17 protein-coding genes are annotated in these 19913 nt (G+C 72.1%); 9 read left to right on the top strand and 8 right to left on the bottom strand.

What is annotated here, in order from left to right:
- Nucleotides 1–24: 24 nt before the first annotated feature.
- Nucleotides 25–1038, top strand: a complete 1014-nt coding sequence (locus ABEA82_RS21610; RefSeq protein WP_345663477.1) for a bile acid:sodium symporter family protein — start codon at nucleotides 25–27, stop codon at nucleotides 1036–1038.
- Here ABEA82_RS21610 and ABEA82_RS21605 read toward each other — a convergent pair.
- The 3 genes from ABEA82_RS21605 to ABEA82_RS21595 form a co-directional block, all read right to left on the bottom strand.
- On the bottom strand, nucleotides 974–2212 hold the full coding sequence (locus ABEA82_RS21605; protein ID WP_345663219.1) for a DUF4185 domain-containing protein: 1239 nt from the start codon (nucleotides 2210–2212) through the stop codon (nucleotides 974–976). The genes ABEA82_RS21610 and ABEA82_RS21605 overlap by 65 nt on opposite strands.
- 11 nt (nucleotides 2213–2223) lie before the next feature.
- A complete protein-coding gene (locus ABEA82_RS21600; protein ID WP_345663218.1) occupies nucleotides 2224–4095 on the bottom strand; it encodes an exo-alpha-sialidase in 1872 nt (623 codons plus the stop codon).
- A gap of 156 nt (nucleotides 4096–4251) precedes the next feature.
- On the bottom strand, nucleotides 4252–5169 hold the full coding sequence (locus ABEA82_RS21595; protein ID WP_345663217.1) for a quinone oxidoreductase family protein: 918 nt from the start codon (nucleotides 5167–5169) through the stop codon (nucleotides 4252–4254).
- Between the two features lie 104 nt (nucleotides 5170–5273).
- Between ABEA82_RS21595 and ABEA82_RS21590 the strand changes: the two genes are divergently transcribed.
- Nucleotides 5274–5711, top strand: coding sequence for a MarR family winged helix-turn-helix transcriptional regulator (locus ABEA82_RS21590; protein ID WP_345663216.1), 438 nt, complete (start codon nucleotides 5274–5276; stop codon nucleotides 5709–5711).
- Between the two features lie 97 nt (nucleotides 5712–5808).
- Here the strand turns inward: ABEA82_RS21590 and fdhD are convergent, their stop codons facing one another.
- The 5 genes from fdhD to ABEA82_RS21565 are packed head-to-tail and all read right to left on the bottom strand — an operon-like array spanning nucleotide 5809 to nucleotide 12239.
- Complete coding sequence (gene fdhD / locus ABEA82_RS21585) at nucleotides 5809–6657, bottom strand: formate dehydrogenase accessory sulfurtransferase FdhD (RefSeq protein WP_345663215.1); 849 nt, start codon at nucleotides 6655–6657, stop codon at nucleotides 5809–5811.
- A 7-nt stretch (nucleotides 6658–6664) separates the two neighbouring features.
- Nucleotides 6665–7525: a 2Fe-2S iron-sulfur cluster-binding protein gene (locus ABEA82_RS21580; protein WP_345663214.1), complete on the bottom strand. Its 861-nt coding sequence runs from the start codon at nucleotides 7523–7525 to the stop codon at nucleotides 6665–6667.
- On the bottom strand, nucleotides 7522–9345 hold the full coding sequence (locus tag ABEA82_RS21575; RefSeq protein WP_345663213.1) for an NAD(P)H-dependent oxidoreductase subunit E: 1824 nt from the start codon (nucleotides 9343–9345) through the stop codon (nucleotides 7522–7524). The genes ABEA82_RS21580 and ABEA82_RS21575 overlap by 4 nt, the downstream gene beginning before the upstream one ends.
- A gap of 6 nt (nucleotides 9346–9351) precedes the next feature.
- Nucleotides 9352–11271, bottom strand: coding sequence for a molybdopterin oxidoreductase family protein (locus tag ABEA82_RS21570; RefSeq protein ID WP_345663212.1), 1920 nt, complete (start codon nucleotides 11269–11271; stop codon nucleotides 9352–9354).
- A complete protein-coding gene (locus tag ABEA82_RS21565) occupies nucleotides 11268–12239 on the bottom strand; it encodes a 2-dehydropantoate 2-reductase (RefSeq protein ID WP_345663211.1) in 972 nt (323 codons plus the stop codon). Before ABEA82_RS21565 ends, ABEA82_RS21570 begins: the two co-directional genes overlap by 4 nt.
- Nucleotides 12240–12463: 224 nt before the next feature.
- On the opposite strand from ABEA82_RS21565, the gene ABEA82_RS21560 reads away from it, so the two are divergent.
- The 7 genes from ABEA82_RS21560 (at nucleotide 12464) to ABEA82_RS21530 (ending at nucleotide 19909) form a co-directional block, all read left to right on the top strand.
- The gene (locus tag ABEA82_RS21560; RefSeq protein ID WP_345663210.1) at nucleotides 12464–13798 is read left to right on the top strand and encodes an OFA family MFS transporter; all 1335 of its coding nucleotides are present in this window, start codon (nucleotides 12464–12466) and stop codon (nucleotides 13796–13798) included.
- Entirely contained in the window at nucleotides 13767–13907 is a 141-nt protein-coding gene (locus ABEA82_RS21555) for an MFS transporter small subunit (protein ID WP_167545800.1), read from the top strand. Before ABEA82_RS21560 ends, ABEA82_RS21555 begins: the two co-directional genes overlap by 32 nt.
- 151 nt (nucleotides 13908–14058) lie before the next feature.
- On the top strand, nucleotides 14059–14997 hold the full coding sequence (locus tag ABEA82_RS21550) for a beta-ketoacyl-ACP synthase III (RefSeq protein WP_345663209.1): 939 nt from the start codon (nucleotides 14059–14061) through the stop codon (nucleotides 14995–14997).
- A gap of 191 nt (nucleotides 14998–15188) precedes the next feature.
- Nucleotides 15189–15866, top strand: a complete 678-nt coding sequence (locus tag ABEA82_RS21545; protein WP_345663208.1) for a GntR family transcriptional regulator — start codon at nucleotides 15189–15191, stop codon at nucleotides 15864–15866.
- A gap of 200 nt (nucleotides 15867–16066) precedes the next feature.
- Nucleotides 16067–17248 (top strand): ROK family transcriptional regulator, encoded by a 1182-nt coding sequence (locus ABEA82_RS21540; RefSeq protein ID WP_345663207.1) that lies wholly within the window; start codon nucleotides 16067–16069, stop codon nucleotides 17246–17248.
- Nucleotides 17249–17378: 130 nt separating this feature from the next.
- Nucleotides 17379–18896: a sugar ABC transporter ATP-binding protein gene (locus ABEA82_RS21535; RefSeq protein ID WP_345663206.1), complete on the top strand. Its 1518-nt coding sequence runs from the start codon at nucleotides 17379–17381 to the stop codon at nucleotides 18894–18896.
- Nucleotides 18893–19909, top strand: coding sequence for an ABC transporter permease (locus tag ABEA82_RS21530; protein WP_345663205.1), 1017 nt, complete (start codon nucleotides 18893–18895; stop codon nucleotides 19907–19909). Before ABEA82_RS21535 ends, ABEA82_RS21530 begins: the two co-directional genes overlap by 4 nt.
- Nucleotides 19910–19913: the final 4 nt, after the last annotated feature.

Below are 19913 nucleotides of genomic sequence, written 5' to 3'. Positions count from 1 at the left end.
AAACGCCTGCGCCGGCCGCGCCGGATGCCGATCGACCCGTTCGTCCTTCTCCTGCTGGCGACCGTGGGTGTCGCCGCACTGTTCCCGGCGCGCGGGTCGGCCGCCGACGTCGCGTCCGGGGCCTCCACGGCGGCGATCGCGTTCCTGTTCTTCCTCTACGGAGCCCGGCTCTCCACCCGTGAGGCGCTGGACGGCCTGCGGCACTGGCGGCTCCACGTCACGGTCCTGGCCGCCACCTTCGTCGTCTTCCCGCTGCTCGGTCTCGCGGCCCGCGGGCTGGTGCCGGTGATCCTCACCGACCCGCTCTACCAGGGCCTGCTCTTCCTCACGCTCGTCCCGTCGACCGTCCAGTCGTCGATCGCCTTCACCTCGATGGCACGCGGCAACGTGCCCGCCGCGATCTGCGCGGGCTCCTTCTCCTCGCTCGTCGGCATTCTCGCCACCCCGCTGCTCGCGGCCTCGCTGCTCGGCGGCAGCGGAGGCGGGTTCTCCGCCGACTCGCTGCTGAAGATCGTGCTGCAACTGCTCGTGCCGTTCCTCGCCGGGCAGCTGCTGCGCCGCTGGATCGGCGGCTTCGTCACCCGGCACAAGAAGGTCCTCGGGCTGGTGGACCGCGGCTCGATCCTGCTCGTCGTCTACACCGCGTTCAGCCAGGGCATGGTCCAGGGCATCTGGCACCAGGTCAGCCCGGTCCGGCTGGCCGGACTGCTCGCCGTCGAGGCCGTCGTCCTCGCCGTGATGCTGCTGCTGACCTGGTACGGCGGCAAGGCGCTGGGCTTCGGCCGGGAGGACCGGATCGTCCTGCAGTTCGCCGGTTCGAAGAAGTCCCTGGCCGCCGGACTGCCCATGGCGAGCGTCCTGTTCGGCGCGCACGCCTCGCTGGCGGTGCTGCCGCTGATGCTCTTCCACCAGATGCAGCTGATGGTCTGCGCCGTGATCGCCAAGCGCCGCTCGCACGACCCGGCTCCGGAGGTCACCGCTCCGGAGCCAGCCGCAGCGTCACGAACCGCGGTCGGTACAGGGACACGTTCCGGCTGAGCTGGGCCGCGGCACCTGTCGTCTCCAGCCAGTTGACGTCGTAGCTCAGCACGAGACGCCCGTCGCCGCTCAGCACCGGGTGGGCCTGCGGGTTGTACGCGGCCACCTGACCCCGCGGCAGCGACGGGCTGAACTCCCTCACGGGACCGTGCCAGGGCCCCGCCGGGGAGCACGCCCAGTACGACGCCACGGTGGTCAGCCCCTTCGTGCCCGTGGCCATCGTGAACAGCATGTACGTCCCGTCGTCCCGGACGACCGAGAACGCGCTGCCCACGCCCTTGCGCCGCCCGTCCCCGAGCACCGGCCGGGGACGGGCACCGGGCACCCACGCCGAGCCGCTCCAGTACTGCCAGGCGGCCGGGTCGGCGAGTCCGCCCTCCGGTACGCGGGCCGCGTACGCGTGCGAGGCGGGGCGGGAGGCGGCCCGGCCGTCGTCGCCGCCGAAGACGTACGTCCAGCCGTCCTCCTCGACCAGTGTCGTGCCGAACAGCACCCGCCGGGACGGGTCGGGGACCAGTTGCTGGTCGAGCACCCTGACGATCGACTCCAGACGCAGGCCGGGCAGGGTCAGGGTGGCGACCTCGGTGGCGGTGGGCACGCCGTAGATCCACGGGGCCTGGCCGGCCGTGCGCACCCACAGCAGGACCCGGACGACCTGCTCGGAGGAGCCGGGGGTGCGGGGTTCGACCCGGGCGCCGACCGGCCAGCGCCACTGGTTCGGAGCCGGGTCGGCGAAGAGCGGGGCGGGCAGGGTGCTCTCCAGCCGGCCGTCGCGCATCAGCACGGCCGAGTTGCGCACCAGCGGGGCGGTGGTGTCCCGCCAGGCGTGGGACTCGCCGGCCGGGTTGGGCGGGCCGTACACCCGGCCCAGATAGGTGTCCGAGAACAGCCACAGCACCCGGCCGTCCGGTAACCGCACCGAGTGGGTGCCGTCGCCGCCGGTCCAGTCGTCGCTGCGGCTCGCGTCGTCGCCGTAGCGGGCGAACTCGGCGGTGAGGCCGTCGTCCGCCTGCCAGGAGCGGACCGTGCGCGCCCGGCAGGTGCCGCCGTCGTCCGGACTCTCGTCCTCCGGCAGGGCGATGAGCAGCGCGGCCCCGAGAACCAGGACCAGCAGCAGGCCGATCCCGGTCCCCGTGCGCTGTCGTGCTCGTGCTGTTCCCGCGTCGTCGGGCACGTGCCGTGACGTTAGTTGCTGCCGCTCACCTGGTCCATGGGCAGCCACAGCACCGTGCCCCTCGCCGCGGCGCCCGCGGCGCCGGAAGCCAGCTCCTCGTCGGAGAGGGCCCGGTCCCACACACGGACGTCGTCGACCGCCCCCGTCAGGAACGCCCGGCTGTCCATGCGCTGGCCGATGTGCACGCCGAACGGGGAGTTACGGCTGACCGAGCCCGCCACGTCCGGGGTGCTCAGCGGCGAACCGTCGAGGAACAGGGTCAGGTTCCCGCCGCCGCGCCGCAGGACCAGGTGGTGCCAGCGGCCGTCGTTGTGGGCGCCGGCGGTCGACACCGAGGCGGTCCGCACGGTCGTCGCGCCCGAGCGGGTGGTGATCAGAGCGCGGACCCGGTCGCTCGCCGGCTCCCCGCGCAGCCAGATCTGCGGCTGGGTGGTGCCGATGCCGCCCATCCACAGGAAGGGCTGCTCGCCGGTCGTGGCCGTGTAGCGGAAGAACAGCGAGGCCGTGAAGTCGCCCTCGCCGAGCGGGAGCCGGGAGCGGTACGGCAGGCGTACGGCGTCGTCGCCGCCGTCGAAGGACAGCGCACCGCCGCGCACGCCGGTCGTCGGCCGGGCACCGCCCAGCACGGCCGCCGGCCGGGCGCCCGGCGCGGCGTCGCGGGTGGTCGGGTCGCGGCCGCGGCGCGGCTTCAGCCAGTCCTCGGTGAAACGGGCGAAGCGGATCTCGTCACGGGCGTCGACCGCCCCGCCCTCGTACAGCAGGCCCACCGTCGAGGAGTCGACCGCCGCCATGTCGGAGTAGCCGGACCAGTCCGTGGTGACGACCGTGCCCCGGTCCACGCTGTCCCAGGTGCGCCCGCCGTCGTAGGAGGAGCGGACCATCATCGTCCGGCGGCGGTCGGGGTCGGCCGGTGCGGACAGCAGGATCCGCCCGCCCAGGCGCAGGGTCGCGCCCTGGACCTGCGGGGTGTAGAGGTCCGGGAGGTCGCGGAAGGGCGTGGCGAAGCCGGCGCCGCCGTCCAGGCTGAGGGTCTGGGAGCGGTGGCCCAGGTCGGTGCCGTCCTGTTCCCGGCCGCTGACCAGGATGGCGCCGTCGGCGCGTTCGGTGAGCGTCACCTCGGATGGCTTCTGCCGGAACGTGCCGTCCTGAGCTATGGGCCAGGAGTCGGTGGCGCCGACCCGCCAGTGGTCGCCGCCGTCGTCGCTGACGATGAGCGCGGCGTGGTTCGCGGTGACCCGGCTGCCGTCCCACGTCTCGGTGTTGACGCCGAACACCAGCCGCCCGGCGTGCTTGCCGCGGGTGAGCTGGATGCCGTGCACGGGCCCGGTGGCGTACCAGGAGTTCCAGTTCTCGGGCAGGATCTGGTCGCTCAGATCGCGCGGCTCGGACCAGGTCCGGCCGTCGTCGTCGCTGTACTGGAGATGCGGGGTGCGGTCGCAGGGGATCGTGCAGCTGCCGGCGTCCGTACGGCCGGTGTTGTACGTCTCGGCCAGCAGGATCCGGCCGGTCCTGCGGTCCACGAGGGGCGCCGGGTTGCCGTGGGTGTCGCCGGCGCCCTCGTTGACGACCTGGAGCGGTCCCCAGGTGCGGCCGCCGTCGGTGGAGCGTTTGACGACGAGGTCGATGTCGGCCGCGTCTGCGCAGTTGAGGACACGGCCCTCGGCGAAGGCCAGCAGCGTGCCGGCCGTGGTCCGCACGATCGCCGGGATGCGGAAGCAGGCGTAGCCGGGGTCCTGGGAGGCCTTGAAGAGGATCTGTTGATCGAACTCCGATAAGGCCGCGGCGGGTTGCGCACCGGCCGGAGCGGTGGGCGCGAGCAGCGCCGCGGCGGTGAGGACGGCTGTGAGGGTGGATCTCAGACGTGCGCGAAGACCTGACGGCATGGTGCGACCTGCCCTTCATGCGTCTGTCGGCTGGACCACCGGGGCACGGGAGGGGACATCCGGACGGCAGAGGTGCGGACAACCGGACATCCCACGTCCCATGTGTGGGGCCACAGACGGTACTTGGACTCCCAGACCCCCCACAAGAAGCGTGCGTCAGGGGATCAGGACGACCTTGCCGAGGTTGGCGCGCGCCTCGATCTCCCCGTGTGCCTTGGCCGCGTCTTCAAGGGCGAACGTGCCGTGCACGAAGGGCTCGATCTCTCCCGCCGCGAACAGCCGCCACAGTTCCCCGCGCCACCGCTCGTACAGCTCCGGGTTCCCGCGGGCGATCCGGGCCATCTGGAACCCGATCACCGACTTGGCGCCCACGAGCAGGTCGTACGCCTCGACGGTGCCGCCGCCCGAGCTGTACGCCACCAGCCGTCCGCCCGGGGCGAGTGCGGCGAGGGCGGGGGTGAGCAGCTCACCGCCGACCGCGTCCAGGGCGTAGTCGACCGGGGTGCCCCAGCCGTCGTCGCCGTAGGTGACGACGTGGTCGGCGCCCAGGTCGCGCACGAAGTCGGCCTTGGCCGGGTCGGAGACGGCCCCCACGACCCGGCCGGCGCCCCGGGTCCGGGCCAGCTGCACCGCGAGGTGGCCGACACCGCTCGCCGCCGCCGTGACCAGGGCCGCCTCGCCCGGCTCGGGCCGTGCCGCCTCCAGGGCGCCGAGGGCGACCAGACCGCTGCGGACCAGGGCGACCGCGTCGACGGCACCGGCGTCCACCGGCACCGGGGAGGCCATGGCCTCGTGCAGGAGCGCGAAGTCGGCGTACCCGTGGCCGAAGCAGAGCCCCGTCACCCGGTCGCCGGTGCCGAAGCGGGTGACGCCCTCGCCGACGGCCATGACCTCCCCGGCGATCTCGCCGCCGAGCGGGACCGGTTCGGCCGCCTCGGCGACCTTGCGGACGACCGGGAGGGTGACGCCGATCGCCTCCGTGCGCACGAGCAGCTCGCCGGGGCCGGGCTCGGGGGCCGGTGCCTCCTCCAGGAACAGGGGGCCGCCTCGGGATTCGTAGCGGACGCGGCGCATCGCACCTCCGGAAGTCGTTGGTATCCCCCATGACACCGTTGGGATGCCCAACGGTATAGGAGGATCATGGGAAGAACCAACGGTTTCTTGGTTAGGCTGCGGCCATGCCGGAAGCCCCCCTCCCCGCGATCCGCTCCCTGCCCAGCTGGCTGCTCGGCCGCGCCGCCGCCCGCGGCCGGGCCCTGGTGGCCGAGGCGCTGGCCGAGCAGGACATGCGGATGTGGCACCACGTGGTGCTGTCCGCCGTCCGCGATCTCGGCCCCGTCGCCCAGGCCGACCTCGGCCGCGGGGTCCGGCTGGACCCCAAGGACTTGGTCGGCGTCCTCAACGACCTCCAGTCGGCGGGCCTGGTGGTGCGCGAGCCGGACCCGAGGGACCGCCGCAAGAACGCCGTGTCCCTCACCGAGGAGGGCGCCCGGCTGCTGAAACGCTGTGAGAAGGCGGCCCGCGCCGCCAACGACGAACTGCTCGCCCCGCTGTCGGCCGCGGAGCGGGAACAGTTCACGGGGATGCTGCGCCGGATATCCGGCACGGGTGAATGACACCCGCGGACCGCGAACGCTGAGACGGGGCCCCTGCGGCGCAGGGGGCGCTCCCCGCCGGTCGGGGCCCCGCCGCCGTGTCGCGCGGAGAACCCGCTCAGCCCTGGACGGCCGCCGCCCGCAGGGCGATGCGGTCCTCACCCGCGTACACGTTCATGGAACTGCCCCGCAGGAAGCCCACCAGGGTCAGGCCCGCCTCGGCGGCCAGGTCCACCGCCAGCGAGGACGGCGCGGACACCGCCGCCAGTACGGGGATCCCGGCCATCACGGCCTTCTGCGCCAGCTCGAAGGAGGCCCGGCCCGAGACGAGCAGGACCGCCCGGGACAGCGGCAGCTCCCCGTTCTGCAACGCGCGGCCGACCAGTTTGTCGACCGCGTTGTGCCGGCCCACGTCCTCCCGGACGTCCAGCAGTTCACCGTCCTCCGAGAACAGCGCCGCCGCGTGCAGGCCCCCGGTCCGGTCGAACACCCGCTGGGCGGCGCGCAGCCGGTCGGGCAGGCTCGCGAGCAGTTCCGGGGAGACGCGGACCGGGGGAGTGTCGGCGATGGGCCAGCGGGCCGTGGTGCGTACCGCGTCCAGGGACGCCTTGCCGCATAGGCCGCAGGAGGACGTCGTGTAGACGTTCCGCTCCAGGGTGATGTCGGGGATCACCACGTCCGGAGCCGTCTGCACGTCGACCACGTTGTACGTGTTCGAGCCGTCGACCGTCGCGCCGGCGCAGTACACGATGTTCCGCAGGTCCCGCTGCCCGCCCAGCACCCCCTCGCTCACGAGGAACCCCGCAGCCAGCGCGAAGTCGTCGCCCGGGGTGCGCATGGTGATGGCCAGTGGCTTGCCGTTCAGCCGGATCTCCAGGGGTTCCTCCGCCACGAGGGTGTCCGGGCGGCTGGAGACCGCCCCGTCCCGTATCCGGATCACCTTGCGTCGTTCGGTGACTCGTCCCATGTTCTGATCAGCCCCGGTTCTGTACGTGCTGGTAGCCGAAGCGGCCCTTGATGCAGAGGTTGCCGTGGGTCACCGGGTTGTCGTGCGGCGAGGTGACCTTCACGATCTCATTGTCCTGTACGTGCAGCGTCAGGTTGCAGCCCACTCCGCAGTACGCGCACACCGTGGTGGTCTCCGTCTGCCGCGACTCGTCCCAGGTACCCGCCGCCCGCATGTCGAACTCGGACTTGAAGGACAGTGCGCCCGTGGGGCACACCTCGATGCAGTTCCCGCAGTACACGCAGGCCGATTCGGTCAGCGGCCCGTCGTGTTCCACGGAGATCCGGGCGTCGAAACCGCGCCCGGCGACCGAGATCGCGAAGCTGTTCTGCCACTGGTCGCCGCAGGCGTCCACGCACTTGTAGCACAGGATGCATTTGTCGTAATCACGGACATACAGGTCATTGTCGACTTTTGGCTCCTCGTTGAGCCGGGCCGCGTCCGGACCGAACCGGTCCGGCTTCGCCTCGTACTCCTTGAGCCACTCGGCGACCCGCGGTGTCGTCGACAGGTCCACCGAGGACGCGAGCAGTTCGAGGACGACCTTCCGGCTGTGCCGGGCCCGTTCGGTGTCGGTCCGTACCTCCATGCCGGGCTCGGCCTTGCGGGAGCAGGCCGGGACGAGGGTCCTGGCCCCCTCGACCTCGACGACGCAGACACGGCAGGCGTTCTTCGGCCGGAGCGTGTCGCCCTCGCACAGGGTCGGGACGTCCTTCCCGGCGGCCCGGCAGGCGTCGAGGATCGTGGAGCCCTCGGGCGCCCGCACCGGCTCCCCGTCGAGGGTGAACTCCAGCAGCCGGCGCGGGATCCCCAGCGGTGTGACGGTCATTCGTACGCCCCCAGACGGTCGATGGCGGACTCCACGGCGTTCCACGCGGTCTGCCCCAGACCGCAGATCGAGGCGTCCCGCATGGCGCGGCCGACCTCCCTCAGCAGGGCGATGTCCCCGGCCGCGTCGGCGCCGGTGCGCTCCACGATCCGGTGCAGCGCCTCCTCCTGCCGCACGGTGCCGACCCGGCACGGCACGCACTGCCCGCACGACTCGTCGCGGAAGAACTCCGCGATGCGCAGCAGGAGCCGGGGCAGGGGCACACTGTCGTCGAAGGCCATGACCACCCCCGAGCCGAGTGTCGTGCCCGCCTCCCGCGTCCCTTCGAAGGTGAGGGGCACGTCGAGCTCGTCGGCCCGCACGAAACCGCCGGCCGCCCCGCCGAGCAGCACCGCCCTCAGCCCCTCACGCACCCCGGCGAGCCCGAGCAACTCGCCCAGCGTCGCCCCGAACGGCACCTCGTAGACACCGGGCCGCTCCACACTCCCCGACACGCAGAACAGCTTCGGGCCGGTGGAGCGCTCCGTGCCGATCGCCGCGTACGCCGGGGCGCCCATCGTGAGGATCGGCAGGACGTTGACCAGCGTCTCCACGTTGTTCTCGACCGTCGGCTTGCCGAACAGGCCCTTCTCCACGGGGAACGGCGGCTTCGAGCGGGGCTCGCCCCGGTAGCCCTCGATGGAGTTGAACAGGGCGGTCTCCTCACCGCAGATGTAGGCGCCCGCGCCGCGCCGGATCTCGATGTCGAAGGCGTAGCCCTGGCCGAGGACGTCGTCGCCGAGCAGCCCGCGCGCACGTGCCTGCGCGAGGGCGTGCTCCAGCCGGCGCAGGGCGCGCGGGTACTCGCCGCGCAGGTAGAGGTAGCCCTGGTGGGCGCCGGTCGCGTACCCGGCGATCGTCATCGCCTCGACGAGCGCGTACGGGTCGCCCTCCATGAGCACGCGGTCCTTGAACGTGCCCGGCTCCGATTCGTCGGCGTTGCAGACGAGGTGGTGCGGACGGTCCGGCTGGGACGCCGTGGCCTGCCACTTGCGGCCGGTGGGGAAGGCGGCGCCGCCCCGCCCGACCAGGCCGGAGTCGGTGACCTCGCGGATGACCCCGGCGGGCCCCAGCTCGAAGGCCCGGCGCAGGGCGGTGTACCCGCCGTGGGCCCGGTAGTCGTCGAGGGACGACGGGTCGACCACACCGACGCGGCGCAGCAGCATCAGGCCGTCCTGCCCGGCCTGCGGCACCGCCGTGGCCGCGGGCGGTTCCTCGGGGGCCGAGTCGGGCGAACTCGCGGCGAGGACGGCGTCGTGCACGGTCGCCGGCGCCGAGACCGCCGTACGCACCGGATCCCCGGCCTTGATCGCGAGCGCGGCCGGAGCGCGTTCGCACAGACCCAGACAGGGACTGCGCTCCACACTCACCCCGCTGCCCGGGCCGAGCCGTGCCTCGATCCCCGCGCACAGCTCCGGCGCCCCGGCCGCCGCGCACGCCAGGTCCGTGCACACGTGGAGCACGGTCGCCGGACGCGGCTTGACGGAGAACATCGCGTAGAAGGTGGCGACCCCGTACGCCTCCGCCGGCGGCACCGTCAGCCGGCGGCACAGGTAGCCGAGGGCGCCGTCGCTGATCCAGCCGACCCGGTCGTTGATGGCGTGCAACCCCGGCAACAGCAGGTCGCGGCGGTCCCGGGCCTCGCGCCCGCCACGGGCCCAGCGCAGGTCGGCATCTGAGCGGTCGGCGCCCTCCCAGGAGGACTCGGGCGGCCCGAGCAGGGCGTCGACGGCCGCCCGCTCCTCGTCCGTCGGTTTGCTGTCACCGAAGTGCAGGTCCACTGTGCGTCACCCCACGATGGTCGCGATGGGCAGCTTCTCGATCCGGATCGCCGACGCCTTGAACTCCGCGGTCCCCGCGATCGGGCAGTTCGCCTCGATCGTCAGCGCGTTGGTGTCCACCTCGTCCGGGAAGTGCATGGTCATGAAGGCGAGCCCCGGCCGCAGCGCGGTGTCCACCCACACGGGAGCTGTCACCGACCCGCGCCGCGAGGTCACCTGGACCCGCTCGCCGACCACCACGCCGTAGCGCTCGGCGTCCTCCGGGCACAGCTCGATGTACTCGCCGCGCCGCAGCGGCGACGCGTAACCGCCGCTCTGCACCCCGGTGTTGTACGAGTCGAGCCGCCGCCCGGTGGTGAGCCGGATCGGGTACTGCTCGTCGGTGAGGTCCACGGGCGGATCGTGCTGCACGATCCCGAAGGGGGCGAGCCGGCCGCGCCCGGCGGGGTCGGGGTCCCACAACCGGCCGTGCAGATAGGTGGGTTCCAGCCGCTCGGTGCTGGGGCACGGCCACTGGATGCCCTGGTGCTCCTCCAGGCGGTCGTACGTCATGCCGTAGTGGTCGGGCGAGACCGACCTGAGCTCGTTCCACACGGTCTCGGCGTCGGCGTACTTCCAGTCGTGCCCCAGGCGGGCCGCGAGGTCGCAGATGATGTCGATGTCCTCGCGGGCCTCGCCGGGCGGGGTGACGGCCTTGCGGACGCGCTGCACCCGCCGCTCGCTGTTGGTGGTCGTGCCGTCGGTCTCCGCCCAGCCGGCGGTGGCCGGCAGCACGACGTCCGCGAGCTCGGCCGTCTTCGTCAGGAAGATGTCCTGGACGACCAGGAAGTCCAGGGACCTCAGCCGCCGCACGGCCTGCTCGCTGTCGGCCTCCGACTGGGCCGGGTTCTCACCGACGCAGTAGACGGCCTTGAGCGAGCCGTCCTCCATCGCCTCGAACATCTCGGTGAGGTTCAGGCCGTAGTGCGGCTGGATGACCGTGTCCCAGGCGGACTCGAACTTCAGCCGCACGTCCGCGTCGAGGATGTCCTGGAAGCCGGGCAGGCGGTTGGGGATCGCACCCATGTCGCCGCCGCCCTGCACGTTGTTCTGCCCGCGCAGCGGCTGCAGGCCCGAACCGTAGCGGCCGACGTGCCCCGTGAGCAGGGACAGGTTGATCAGGGCGCGGACGTTGTCGGTGCCGTTGTGGTGCTCGGTGATGCCGAGGGTCCAGCACAGCTGGGCGCGCTCGGCGCGGGCGTAGGCGTGCGCCAACTGCCGGACGGCGGCGGCCGGTACGCCCGTCACCTTCTCGGCGAGCGAGAGCGTCCACGGCTCGACCAGCGCCCGGTACTCCTCGAAGCCGGTGGTGGCCCGCTCGATGAACGCCTCGTTCGCGAGCCCCGCGTGGATGATCTCGCGGCCGATCGCGTGCGCCATCGGGATGTCGGTGCCGACGTTGAGGCCCAGCCAGCTCTCCGCCCACTCGGCCGTCGACGTCCGGCGCGGATCGACCGCGTACATGCGGGCCCCGTTCCGGATGCCCTTCAGCGCGTGCTGGAAGAAGATCGGGTGCGCGAAGCGGGCGTTGGAGCCCCACATCACGATGACGTCGGTGTGCTCGATCTCCTCGTACGACGAGGTCCCGCCGCCCGAGCCGAACGCCGCCGACAGACCGGCCACGCTCGGCGCGTGGCAGGTGCGGTTGCAGGAGTCGACGTTGTTGGTGCCCATGACGACGCGGGCGAACTTCTGCGCCACGTAGTTCATCTCGTTGGTGGCGCGGGCGCAGGAGAACATCCCGAACGCGCCACGACTGCGGGCCAGGCCCCGGGCGGCCCGGTCCAGGGCCTCCTCCCAGCTCGCCTGCCGGAACGGCTCGTCCCGGGAGTCCCGCACCAGGGGGTGGGTGAGTCGGGTGTAGGTCTTCGGTTCACGCTTCCTCATGCGGCGCTCCTCAGCGCGAGCAGGTCCGAGATGGCGTGCACGGTGCGCAGGGTGGGCACCTCCACGCCGGTGATCTCCGCCAGCTCGACGACGGCCGCGAGAAGCACGTCGAGTTCGAGCGGCTTGCCGCGCTCCAGGTCCTGGAGCGTGGAGGTGCGGTGGTCGCCGACCCGCTCGGCGCCCGCGAGCCGGCGCTCGACGGAGACGCCGACCTCGCAGCCGAGGGCCTGCGCCACACCGAGCGTCTCGGTCATCATGATCTCGATGACCCTGCGGGTGCCGCCGTGCAGGCACATCTGCCGCATGGTCGCGCGGGCCAGCGCGCTGATCGGGTTGAAGGAGATGTTGCCGAGCAGCTTGACCCAGATGTCGCTGCGCAGGTCCGGCTCGACCGGGCACCTCAGGCCGCCCGCCCGCATCGCCTCGCCGAACGCCACGCACCGTGGGGACACGCTGCGGTCGGGCTCGCCGATCGAGAACCGTGTCCCTTCCAAGTGCCGTACGACTCCCGGACCTTCGAGCTCGGTCGCCGCGTAGACGACACAGCCGACGGCCCGTTCGGGCGCGAGCACCGCACTGACCGCGCCGTCCGGGTCCACGCTCTCGACGCGGTGGCCGTCGTACGGGCCGCCGTGCCGGTGGAAGTACCACCAGGGGATGCCGTTCTGGGCCGCCACGACCGCCGTCGCGGGGCCCAGCAGCGGCGCGATCAGCGGCCCGCACGCCGCGTACGCGTTGGCCTTCAGGCCCAGGAAGACGTAGTCGGCCGGGCCGACCTCGGTGGGGTCGTCGGTCGCGTGGGGGTGCGCGGTGAAGTCGCCGCGTGGGCTGCGCACCCGGACTCCGTACTGCCTCATGGCCGCCAGATGGGGTCCACGGGCGATGAGATGCACGTCGGCGCCCGCGCGATGGAGCGCGGCGCCGACGTAGGCGCCGATGGCACCGGCGCCGAGAACTGCGACTTTCACGGGAACACTCCGTTCGGTTTGAGGGATACCGCGGAGGTGGGTGCCGTGCGGCCGGCTTGCGACGGGCGCACGGTTAGTGTCGACGAAATATTGTCTACAGTATGGAGGTTGGAGCGGCAAGAGTCCGCGCGCCGACCGTTCGGCGCATGCCAAATACCGTTCACCGCATACGGTCGACGCGCCGCCTTCTCAACTGCCGTGCGGATCAATACCGTCCGGGGTTCATGAGTCCCCCCGTCGCACCGCCGGGCTGGAGCCGCTGGCTCGTTCCGCCCGCCGCGCTCTCCGTACACCTCTCCATCGGCCAGGCCTACGCCTGGAGCGTGTTCAAGCCACCCCTGGAGTCCGCGCTCGGCCTCAGCGGCACGCAGAGCGCGCTGCCCTTCCAGCTGGGCATCGTCATGCTGGGCCTGTCGGCCGCGTTCGGCGGCACGCTCGTGGAGCGCAACGGCCCGCGCTGGGCGATGACGGTGGCACTGGTCTGCTTCTCGTCCGGGTTCCTGCTCTCCGCGCTGGGCGCGGCCACGGAGCAGTACTGGCTGATCGTCCTCGGCTACGGCTTCGTCGGCGGCATCGGTCTCGGCATCGGCTACATCTCGCCCGTCTCCACCCTGATCAAGTGGTTCCCGGACCGGCCCGGTATGGCCACCGGCATCGCCATCATGGGCTTCGGCGGCGGCGCGCTCATCGCCTCGCCGTGGTCGGCGCAGATGCTGGAGTCGTTCGGCAGCGACAGCTCCGGGATCGCGCTGGCCTTCCTCGTGCACGGGCTCTCGTACGCCGTGTTCATGCTGCTGGGCGTGCTGCTGGTCCGGGTTCCGCCTCGTGCCTCAGGGGCGCGGGGAACCGCGCGACAAGCCACCACTGGCCCGCAGGTGTCCGCGAAGCAGGCGCTGCGCACTCCCCAGTTCTGGCTCCTGTGGACCGTGCTCTGCATGAACGTCACCGCAGGCATCGGCATCCTGGAGAAGGCCGCGCCGATGATCACGGACTTCTTCGCGGACAGCTCCACGCCGGTGTCGGCGACGGCCGCCGCCGGCTTCGTGGCGCTGCTGTCGGCGGCGAACATGGCGGGCCGCATCGGCTGGTCGTCGACGTCCGACCTGATCGGCCGCAAGAACATCTACCGCGTCTACCTGGGCGCCGGCGCGCTGATGTACGCGCTCATCGCCCTGTTCGGCGACTCCTCCAAGCCGCTGTTCGTCCTGTGCGCCCTGGTCATCCTCTCCTTCTACGGCGGCGGCTTCGCGACCGTCCCCGCCTATCTGAAGGACCTCTTCGGCACCTACCAGGTCGGTGCCATCCACGGGCGGCTGCTCACCGCCTGGTCCACCGCGGGAGTGCTCGGGCCGCTGATCGTGAACTGGATCGCCGACCGGCAGGAGGAGGCGGGCCGGCACGGCGCGTCCCTGTACGGACTGTCCTTCATCATCATGATCGGGCTGCTGGTCGTCGGCTTCGTCGCCAACGAACTCGTCCGGCCCGTCGACCCCCGTCACCACGTCCCCGAGCCGAAGGAGGCCGAGCGTGTCCAGCGAGAGCAGTCAGAGTCCGCCTAGCCCGGACCGGCGATGGCTGATCGCCCTCGCCTGGGTATGGGTGGGGGTGCCGCTCGCCTACGGGCTGTACGAGCTCGTCCGCAAGGCGACGCAGCTGTTCACCGGCTAGGCGCTCGACAGGTGCGTGAGCGTCCGGGGACCTGACCGAAGGTGACAACCCTGACGCCGGTTTCCTGTCACCTTGCCTGCCCGCCTACCCGTGAGTCACTGATCAGACTGGTGGGTCCCGCTACCCAAGGCAACGAGGGGGACCCACCCAGATGAACGGCTCGCGCATCGCCGCCGTCGGCCACTATCAGCCCGCCAAGGTACTCACCAACGAGGACCTGGCCGGCATGGTGGACACCAGTGACGAGTGGATCAGGAGCCGGGTGGGCATCCGCACCCGCCACCTCGCCGGGCCCGACGAGCCGGTCGACGAACTGGCCGCGCACGCCGCCGCCAAGGCCCTCGCGGCGGCCGGACTGGCCCCGGCCGACATCGACCTGGTGCTGGTGGCCACCTCCACCGCCGTCGACCGCTCACCCAACACGGCCGCCCGCGTCGCCTCCCGGCTCGGCATCCCGCAGCCCGCCACGATGGACCTCAACGTCGTGTGCGCCGGCTTCACCCACGCCCTGGCCACCGCCGACCACGCCGTCCGCGCGGGCGGCGCGAGTCGAGCCCTGGTCATCGGGGCCGACAAGATGTCCGACGTGACCGACTGGAGCGACCGCACCACCTGCGTGCTCGTCGGCGACGGGGCGGGCGCCGCGGTGGTCGAGGCCGCCCAGGACGCCTGCATCGGGCCGGTGCTGTGGGGATCGGTGCCGGAGATGGGGCACGCGGTGCGCATCGAGGGCACCCCGCCGCGCTTCGCCCAGGAGGGCCAGAGCGTCTACCGCTGGGCGACGACACAGCTGCCGCCCATCGCGCGCCGGGCGTGCGAACGGGCCGGGCTGGAGCCGGCGGACCTCGCCGGGGTCGTGCTGCATCAGGCCAATCTGCGCATCATCGAACCCCTCGCCGAGAAGATCGGCGCCGTGAACGCGGTCGTCGCCCGCGATGTCACCGAGTCCGGCAACACCTCGGCCGCGAGCATCCCGCTCGCCTTCTCCAAGCTGGTGGAACAGGGTGCGGTCGGCACCGGCGACCCGGTCCTGCTGTTCGGCTTCGGCGGGAACCTCTCGTACGCCGGGCAGGTCGTCCGCTGTCCCTGAGGCCCTGGTGTCCCGGGGCTTTGGTGTCCCGGGGCTTTGGTGTGACGCGGCCCTGGTGTGACGCGGCCAACTCCCCGCGGCCCTGGCAATCGTGCGCCGTAGACTGTAGACGAAAGACAATCGATACTGACTCTGCGGCGACACCGGCTTCCGCCGCGCTGTGCACGGCCCTGCCGAGGAGGGGGACCGCGATGCTGTCGACAGGCCTGCCCCAAGGGGCGGTACCCAAGCTGGAACGCCCCGGTCCGCTGCGCGACCGCGTCTACGAGGCACTGCTCGAACTCATCACCACCCGAGCCCTCCAGCCCGGCCAGCACCTCGTCGAGAGCGAACTCGCCGGCCATCTGGGGGTTTCCCGGCAGCCGGTGCGCGAGGCGTTGCAGCGGCTCAACACCGAGGGCTGGGTCGATCTGCGGCCCGCCCAGGGCGCGTTCGTGCACGAGCCGACGGAGGAGGAGGCCGACCAGCTCCTCACGGTCCGCACACTCCTGGAGGCCGAGGCGGCCCGGCTCGCGGCGGCCAACGCTGGCAGCGCCGGGATCTCCGCCCTGGAGGCGCTCTGCGCGGAGGGCGAGCAGGCCGTCGAGGCGGACGACGTGGACGCCGCCGTCGCCCTGAACGCCCGCTTCCACACGAAGATCATGGATCTGGCCGGCAACGCCGTCCTCGCGGAACTCGCCGCCCAGGTCGACCGCCGGGTCCGCTGGTACTACACCCCGGTCGCCCGCCGGCGCGGCCACCAGTCCTGGATCGAGCACCGCGAACTCATCGCCGCGATCGCCGACCGCGACGAACAGCGGGCCACCCAGCTGATGCGCGAGCACACGGAGCACACGCGCCGCTCGTACCACGCGCGTCCGCGCTCGTAGCGTCACCACGTCTACCTGCGAGACGGGGCATCCGTCACCTCTTCTTTGTCCTGTGAGTGGAAGAAGTAGAGGGCAATTCCTGCGCGACTTCTTCCCACTCCCGGCAGCCGCTGCTACGTTCCCTCCGAAAGCAAGCCACCGATGTGGCGGAAAACCGGCGCGCACAGGCCGATCGAGGCGGGGAGGGGCTCGTGAGACGCATGACCGCACGACCCGGAAATGCCCACCAGGCCCGACTGCTCAAGCTGTTGCGCGACGGTGGCCCCAACTCCCGTGCCCAGCTGGGCGACCAGGTCGACCTCTCACGGTCCAAGCTCGCCGTGGAGGTGGACCGGCTGCTGGAGACGGGGCTGGTCGTGGCCGACGGACTCGCCGCCTCGCGCGGCGGCCGCCGCTCCCACAACATCCGGCTCAACCCGGGGCTCCGCTTCCTCGGCGTCGACATCGGCGCGACCTCCATCGACGTCGCCGTCACCAACGCCGAACTGGAGACCCTCGGACACATCAACCAGCCCATGGACGTGCGCGAGGGCCCGGTCGCGGTCTTCGAGCAAGTGCTGGCCATGGCGGCGAAACTGAGGGCCTCGGGACTCGCGGAGGGGTTCGACGGCGCCGGCATCGGCGTTCCGGGCCCGGTCCGCTTTCCCGAGGGTGTGCCGGTGGCTCCGCCGATCATGCCGGGCTGGGACGGCTTCCCGGTGCGGGAGGCGCTCAGCCAGGAACTCGGCTGCCCGGTCATGGTCGACAACGACGTGAACCTCATGGCGATGGGGGAGCAGCACGCGGGCGTCGCCCGCACCGTCGGCGACTTCCTCTGCGTCAAGATCGGCACCGGCATCGGCTGCGGCATCGTCGTCGGCGGTGAGGTCTACCGCGGCACGACGGGCAGTGCCGGCGACATCGGGCACATCCAGGCCGTGCCCGACGGCCGCCCCTGCGCCTGCGGCAACCGGGGCTGCCTGGAGGCCCACTTCAGCGGGGCGGCCCTGGCCCGCGACGCCATGGAGGCCGCCCAGCAGGGGCTTTCGGCGGAGCTGGCCGCACGGCTGGAGGCGAACGGCGGCCTCACCGCCGCCGATGTCGCCGCCGCGGCCGCCGCCGGTGACGCCACCGCGCTCGAGCTGATCCGCGAGGGCGGCAACCGCACCGGCCAGGTCATCGCAGGCCTGGTCAGCTTCTTCAACCCCGGCCTGGTGGTGATCGGCGGCGGGGTGACCGGCCTCGGCCACACCCTGCTCGCCGCGATCCGCACCCAGGTCTACCGCCAGTCGCTGCCCCTCGCGACCGGCAACCTGCCCATCGTGCTGGGCGAGTTGGGTCCCGCCGCCGGCGTCACCGGCGCTGCCCGGCTCATCAGCGACCACCTGTTCTCACCCGCGTAGTCCTTTCCGACCGCACGGCTCACCCAGCACAGCGCCCTGCTCCGCCCTGCCCTGCCCCGCTCCGCCCTGCCCTGAACACGCCTGCTCGACAAGCGCCCTGACACCGGCCCGCCCGCCAAGGGGAATCCGCATGGCACCAGAACCACCGCTGCTCAGCATGTCCGGCATCACCAAGTCCTTCCCCGGAGTCCGGGCCCTCGACGGCGTCGACCTCGACGTCCAGGCCGGTGAGGTGCACTGCCTGCTCGGCCAGAACGGCGCCGGGAAGTCGACCCTCATCAAGGTCCTGGCCGGCGCCCACCAGCCCGACACCGGCCGCCTGCGCTGGCGCGGCGAGGACGTCACCCTCCGCTCACCGATCGCCGCCATGCGCCTCGGCATCGCCACCATCTACCAGGAACTCGACCTGGTGGAACACCTGTCGGTCGCCGAGAACGTCCACCTGGGCCACGAGCCGACCACCGCCGCCTTCGTCGTCCGCGGAAAGGCGGCCAAGGAGTCGACCGCCGCTCTCCTCAAGCGACTCGGCCATCCGGAGGTCGACCCGGCGCGGCTGGTCGGGGACCTGTCCGCGGCCCAGCAGCAGATCGTGTCCATGGCGCGGGCACTCTCCCACGACGTGCGGCTCATCGTGATGGACGAGCCGTCCGCCGCCCTCGACCCGGACGAGGTCGACAACCTCTTCCGCATCGTCGGCGACCTCACCGCGGCCGGTGTCGCCGTCGTCTACATCTCGCACCGCCTGGAGGAGATCCGCCGCATCGGCGACCGGGTGACCGTGCTGAAGGACGGGCGGGCCGTCGCGAACGGGCTCCCGGCGAAGAGCACGCCCACCCGCGAGGTCGTCGCGCTGATGACGGGCCGCAACGTCGAGTACGTCTTCCCGGACCGGCCCGCCTCACCGCCGCCCGGCGAACCGGTCCTGCAAGTCCGGGGACTGGCCCGTCACGGGGAGTTCGAGCCGCTCGACCTCGACGTGCGGCCGGGCGAGATCGTCGGCCTCGCCGGACTCGTCGGCTCGGGCCGCTCCGAGATCCTGGAGACCGTCTACGGGGCCCGGAAACCGGCGTCCGGTCAGGTGCTGGTCGAGGGCAGGCCGCTGAAGCCGGGCAGCGTCCGCGCCGCCGTCCGCGCCGGACTCGGGCTCGCCCCCGAGGAACGCAAGGCGCAGGCCCTGCTGATGCTGGAGTCCGTCACCCGCAACGTGTCGGTCTCCTCCATGTCCCGTTTCTCGCGCGGCGGCTGGATCGACCGGGGCGCCGAACTCGGCGCCGCCCGGGCCGCGACGCGCGAGCTGTCGCTCCGGCCGGACAACCCGTCCGTGCCCGTGCGCACCCTGTCCGGCGGCAATCAGCAGAAGGCGGTCCTCGCCCGCTGGCTGCTGCGCGGCTGCAAGGTGCTGCTGCTCGACGAACCCACCCGCGGCGTCGACGTCGGAGCCCGCGCCGAGCTCTACGCCGTCATCCGAAGGCTGGCGGACGAGGGCCTCGCCGTGCTGCTGGTCTCCAGCGAGGTGCCCGAGGTGCTCGGCCTCGCCGACCGCGTCCTGGTGCTGCGCGAGGGCCGTGTCGTCCACACGGCGCCCGCCCGCGAACTCGACGAACACCGCGTACTCGACCTGGTCATGGAAGGAAGCCCGGCGTCATGACGCAGCCCGTCTCCCCGCCGCGGGACAGCACCGCCAAGGTGCCCGAGGCGCAGCCCCCCGCCTGGCGCGGCCTGCTGGCCCGCGCCGATGTCCGCACCCTCTCGCTGCTCGGCGTGCTCGCCGCGCTGATCGTCGTCGGCGGCATCACCAAGCCCGACGAGTTCCTCGACACCCGCAACCTCCAACTGGTCCTCACCCAGGCCTCCGTGGTCGGCGTCGTCACCGTCGGCATGACCTTCGTGATCGTCTCCGGCGGCATCGACCTGTCGGTCGGCGCGATCGTCGCCCTCGCCTCGGTGTGGGCGACCACGGTCGCCACCCAGGAGTACGGCTTCGCCGGCATCCTCTTCACGGCGATCGCGGTCGGAGTCGGCTGCGGCCTGGTCAACGGGGTGCTCATCGCCTACGGCTCGATGGTGCCGTTCATCGCCACCCTCGCCATGCTGGCCTCCGCCCGCGGCCTCGCCCTTCAGATCACCGACGGCAAGACACAGATCGTCACCGTGCCCTCCGTCCTCGACCTGGGCGAACGCGACGCCTACGTCCTCGGCATCCCGCCCCTGGTCCTGGTCTTCGCCGTCGTGACGGTCATCGGCTGGCTGGTGCTCAACCGCACCACCTTCGGCCGCCGCACCGTCGCCGTCGGCGGCAACCCGGAGGCGGCCCGGCTCGCCGGCATCGACGTCCGCCGCCAGCGGCTCTACCTCTACCTGCTGTCCGGACTGTGCTGCGGCATCGCGGCCTTCCTGCTGATCGTCCTGTCCGGTTCCGGCCAGAACACCAACGGCAACCTCTACGAACTCGACGCCATCGCCGCCGCCATCATCGGCGGCACCCTGCTCACCGGCGGCCGGGGCACCATCACCGGCTCCGTGCTCGGCGTCCTGATCTTCTTCACGATCACCAACATCTTCGCCCTGAACAACCTTCAGAGCGACGTCCAGCAGATCGCCAAGGGCGCGATCATCGTCGCCGCCGTGCTGGTCCAGCGCCGTACCGCGAGCACGACCTGAGGAA

This window comes from Streptomyces venetus, assembly GCF_039540295.1.
GTDB classification, from domain to species: domain Bacteria; phylum Actinomycetota; class Actinomycetes; order Streptomycetales; family Streptomycetaceae; genus Streptomyces; species Streptomyces venetus.
Note: the sequence above shows the minus strand (reverse complement) of the source record. Positions and strands in the feature narration are given on the sequence as shown.

Excerpts from the sequence above, each read along its gene's own strand:
- ABEA82_RS21590 (WP_345663216.1), top strand. The coding sequence starts at position 5,274 with ATGCCGGAAGCCCCCCTCCCCGCGATCCGCTCCCTGCCCAGCTGGCTG.
- fdhD (WP_345663215.1), bottom strand. The coding sequence starts at position 6,657 with ATGGGACGAGTCACCGAACGACGCAAGGTGATCCGGATACGGGACGGG.
- ABEA82_RS21580 (WP_345663214.1), bottom strand. The coding sequence starts at position 7,525 with ATGACCGTCACACCGCTGGGGATCCCGCGCCGGCTGCTGGAGTTCACC.
- ABEA82_RS21570 (WP_345663212.1), bottom strand. The coding sequence starts at position 11,271 with ATGAGGAAGCGTGAACCGAAGACCTACACCCGACTCACCCACCCCCTG.
- ABEA82_RS21560 (WP_345663210.1), top strand. The coding sequence starts at position 12,464 with ATGAGTCCCCCCGTCGCACCGCCGGGCTGGAGCCGCTGGCTCGTTCCG.
- ABEA82_RS21595 (WP_345663217.1), bottom strand. The coding sequence starts at position 5,169 with ATGCGCCGCGTCCGCTACGAATCCCGAGGCGGCCCCCTGTTCCTGGAG.
- ABEA82_RS21600 (WP_345663218.1), bottom strand. The coding sequence starts at position 4,095 with ATGCCGTCAGGTCTTCGCGCACGTCTGAGATCCACCCTCACAGCCGTC.
- ABEA82_RS21540 (WP_345663207.1), top strand. The coding sequence starts at position 16,067 with ATGACCGCACGACCCGGAAATGCCCACCAGGCCCGACTGCTCAAGCTG.
- ABEA82_RS21550 (WP_345663209.1), top strand. The coding sequence starts at position 14,059 with ATGAACGGCTCGCGCATCGCCGCCGTCGGCCACTATCAGCCCGCCAAG.
- ABEA82_RS21535 (WP_345663206.1), top strand. The coding sequence starts at position 17,379 with ATGGCACCAGAACCACCGCTGCTCAGCATGTCCGGCATCACCAAGTCC.
- ABEA82_RS21530 (WP_345663205.1), top strand. The coding sequence starts at position 18,893 with ATGACGCAGCCCGTCTCCCCGCCGCGGGACAGCACCGCCAAGGTGCCC.
- ABEA82_RS21610 (WP_345663477.1), top strand. The coding sequence starts at position 25 with ATGCCGATCGACCCGTTCGTCCTTCTCCTGCTGGCGACCGTGGGTGTC.
- ABEA82_RS21545 (WP_345663208.1), top strand. The coding sequence starts at position 15,189 with ATGCTGTCGACAGGCCTGCCCCAAGGGGCGGTACCCAAGCTGGAACGC.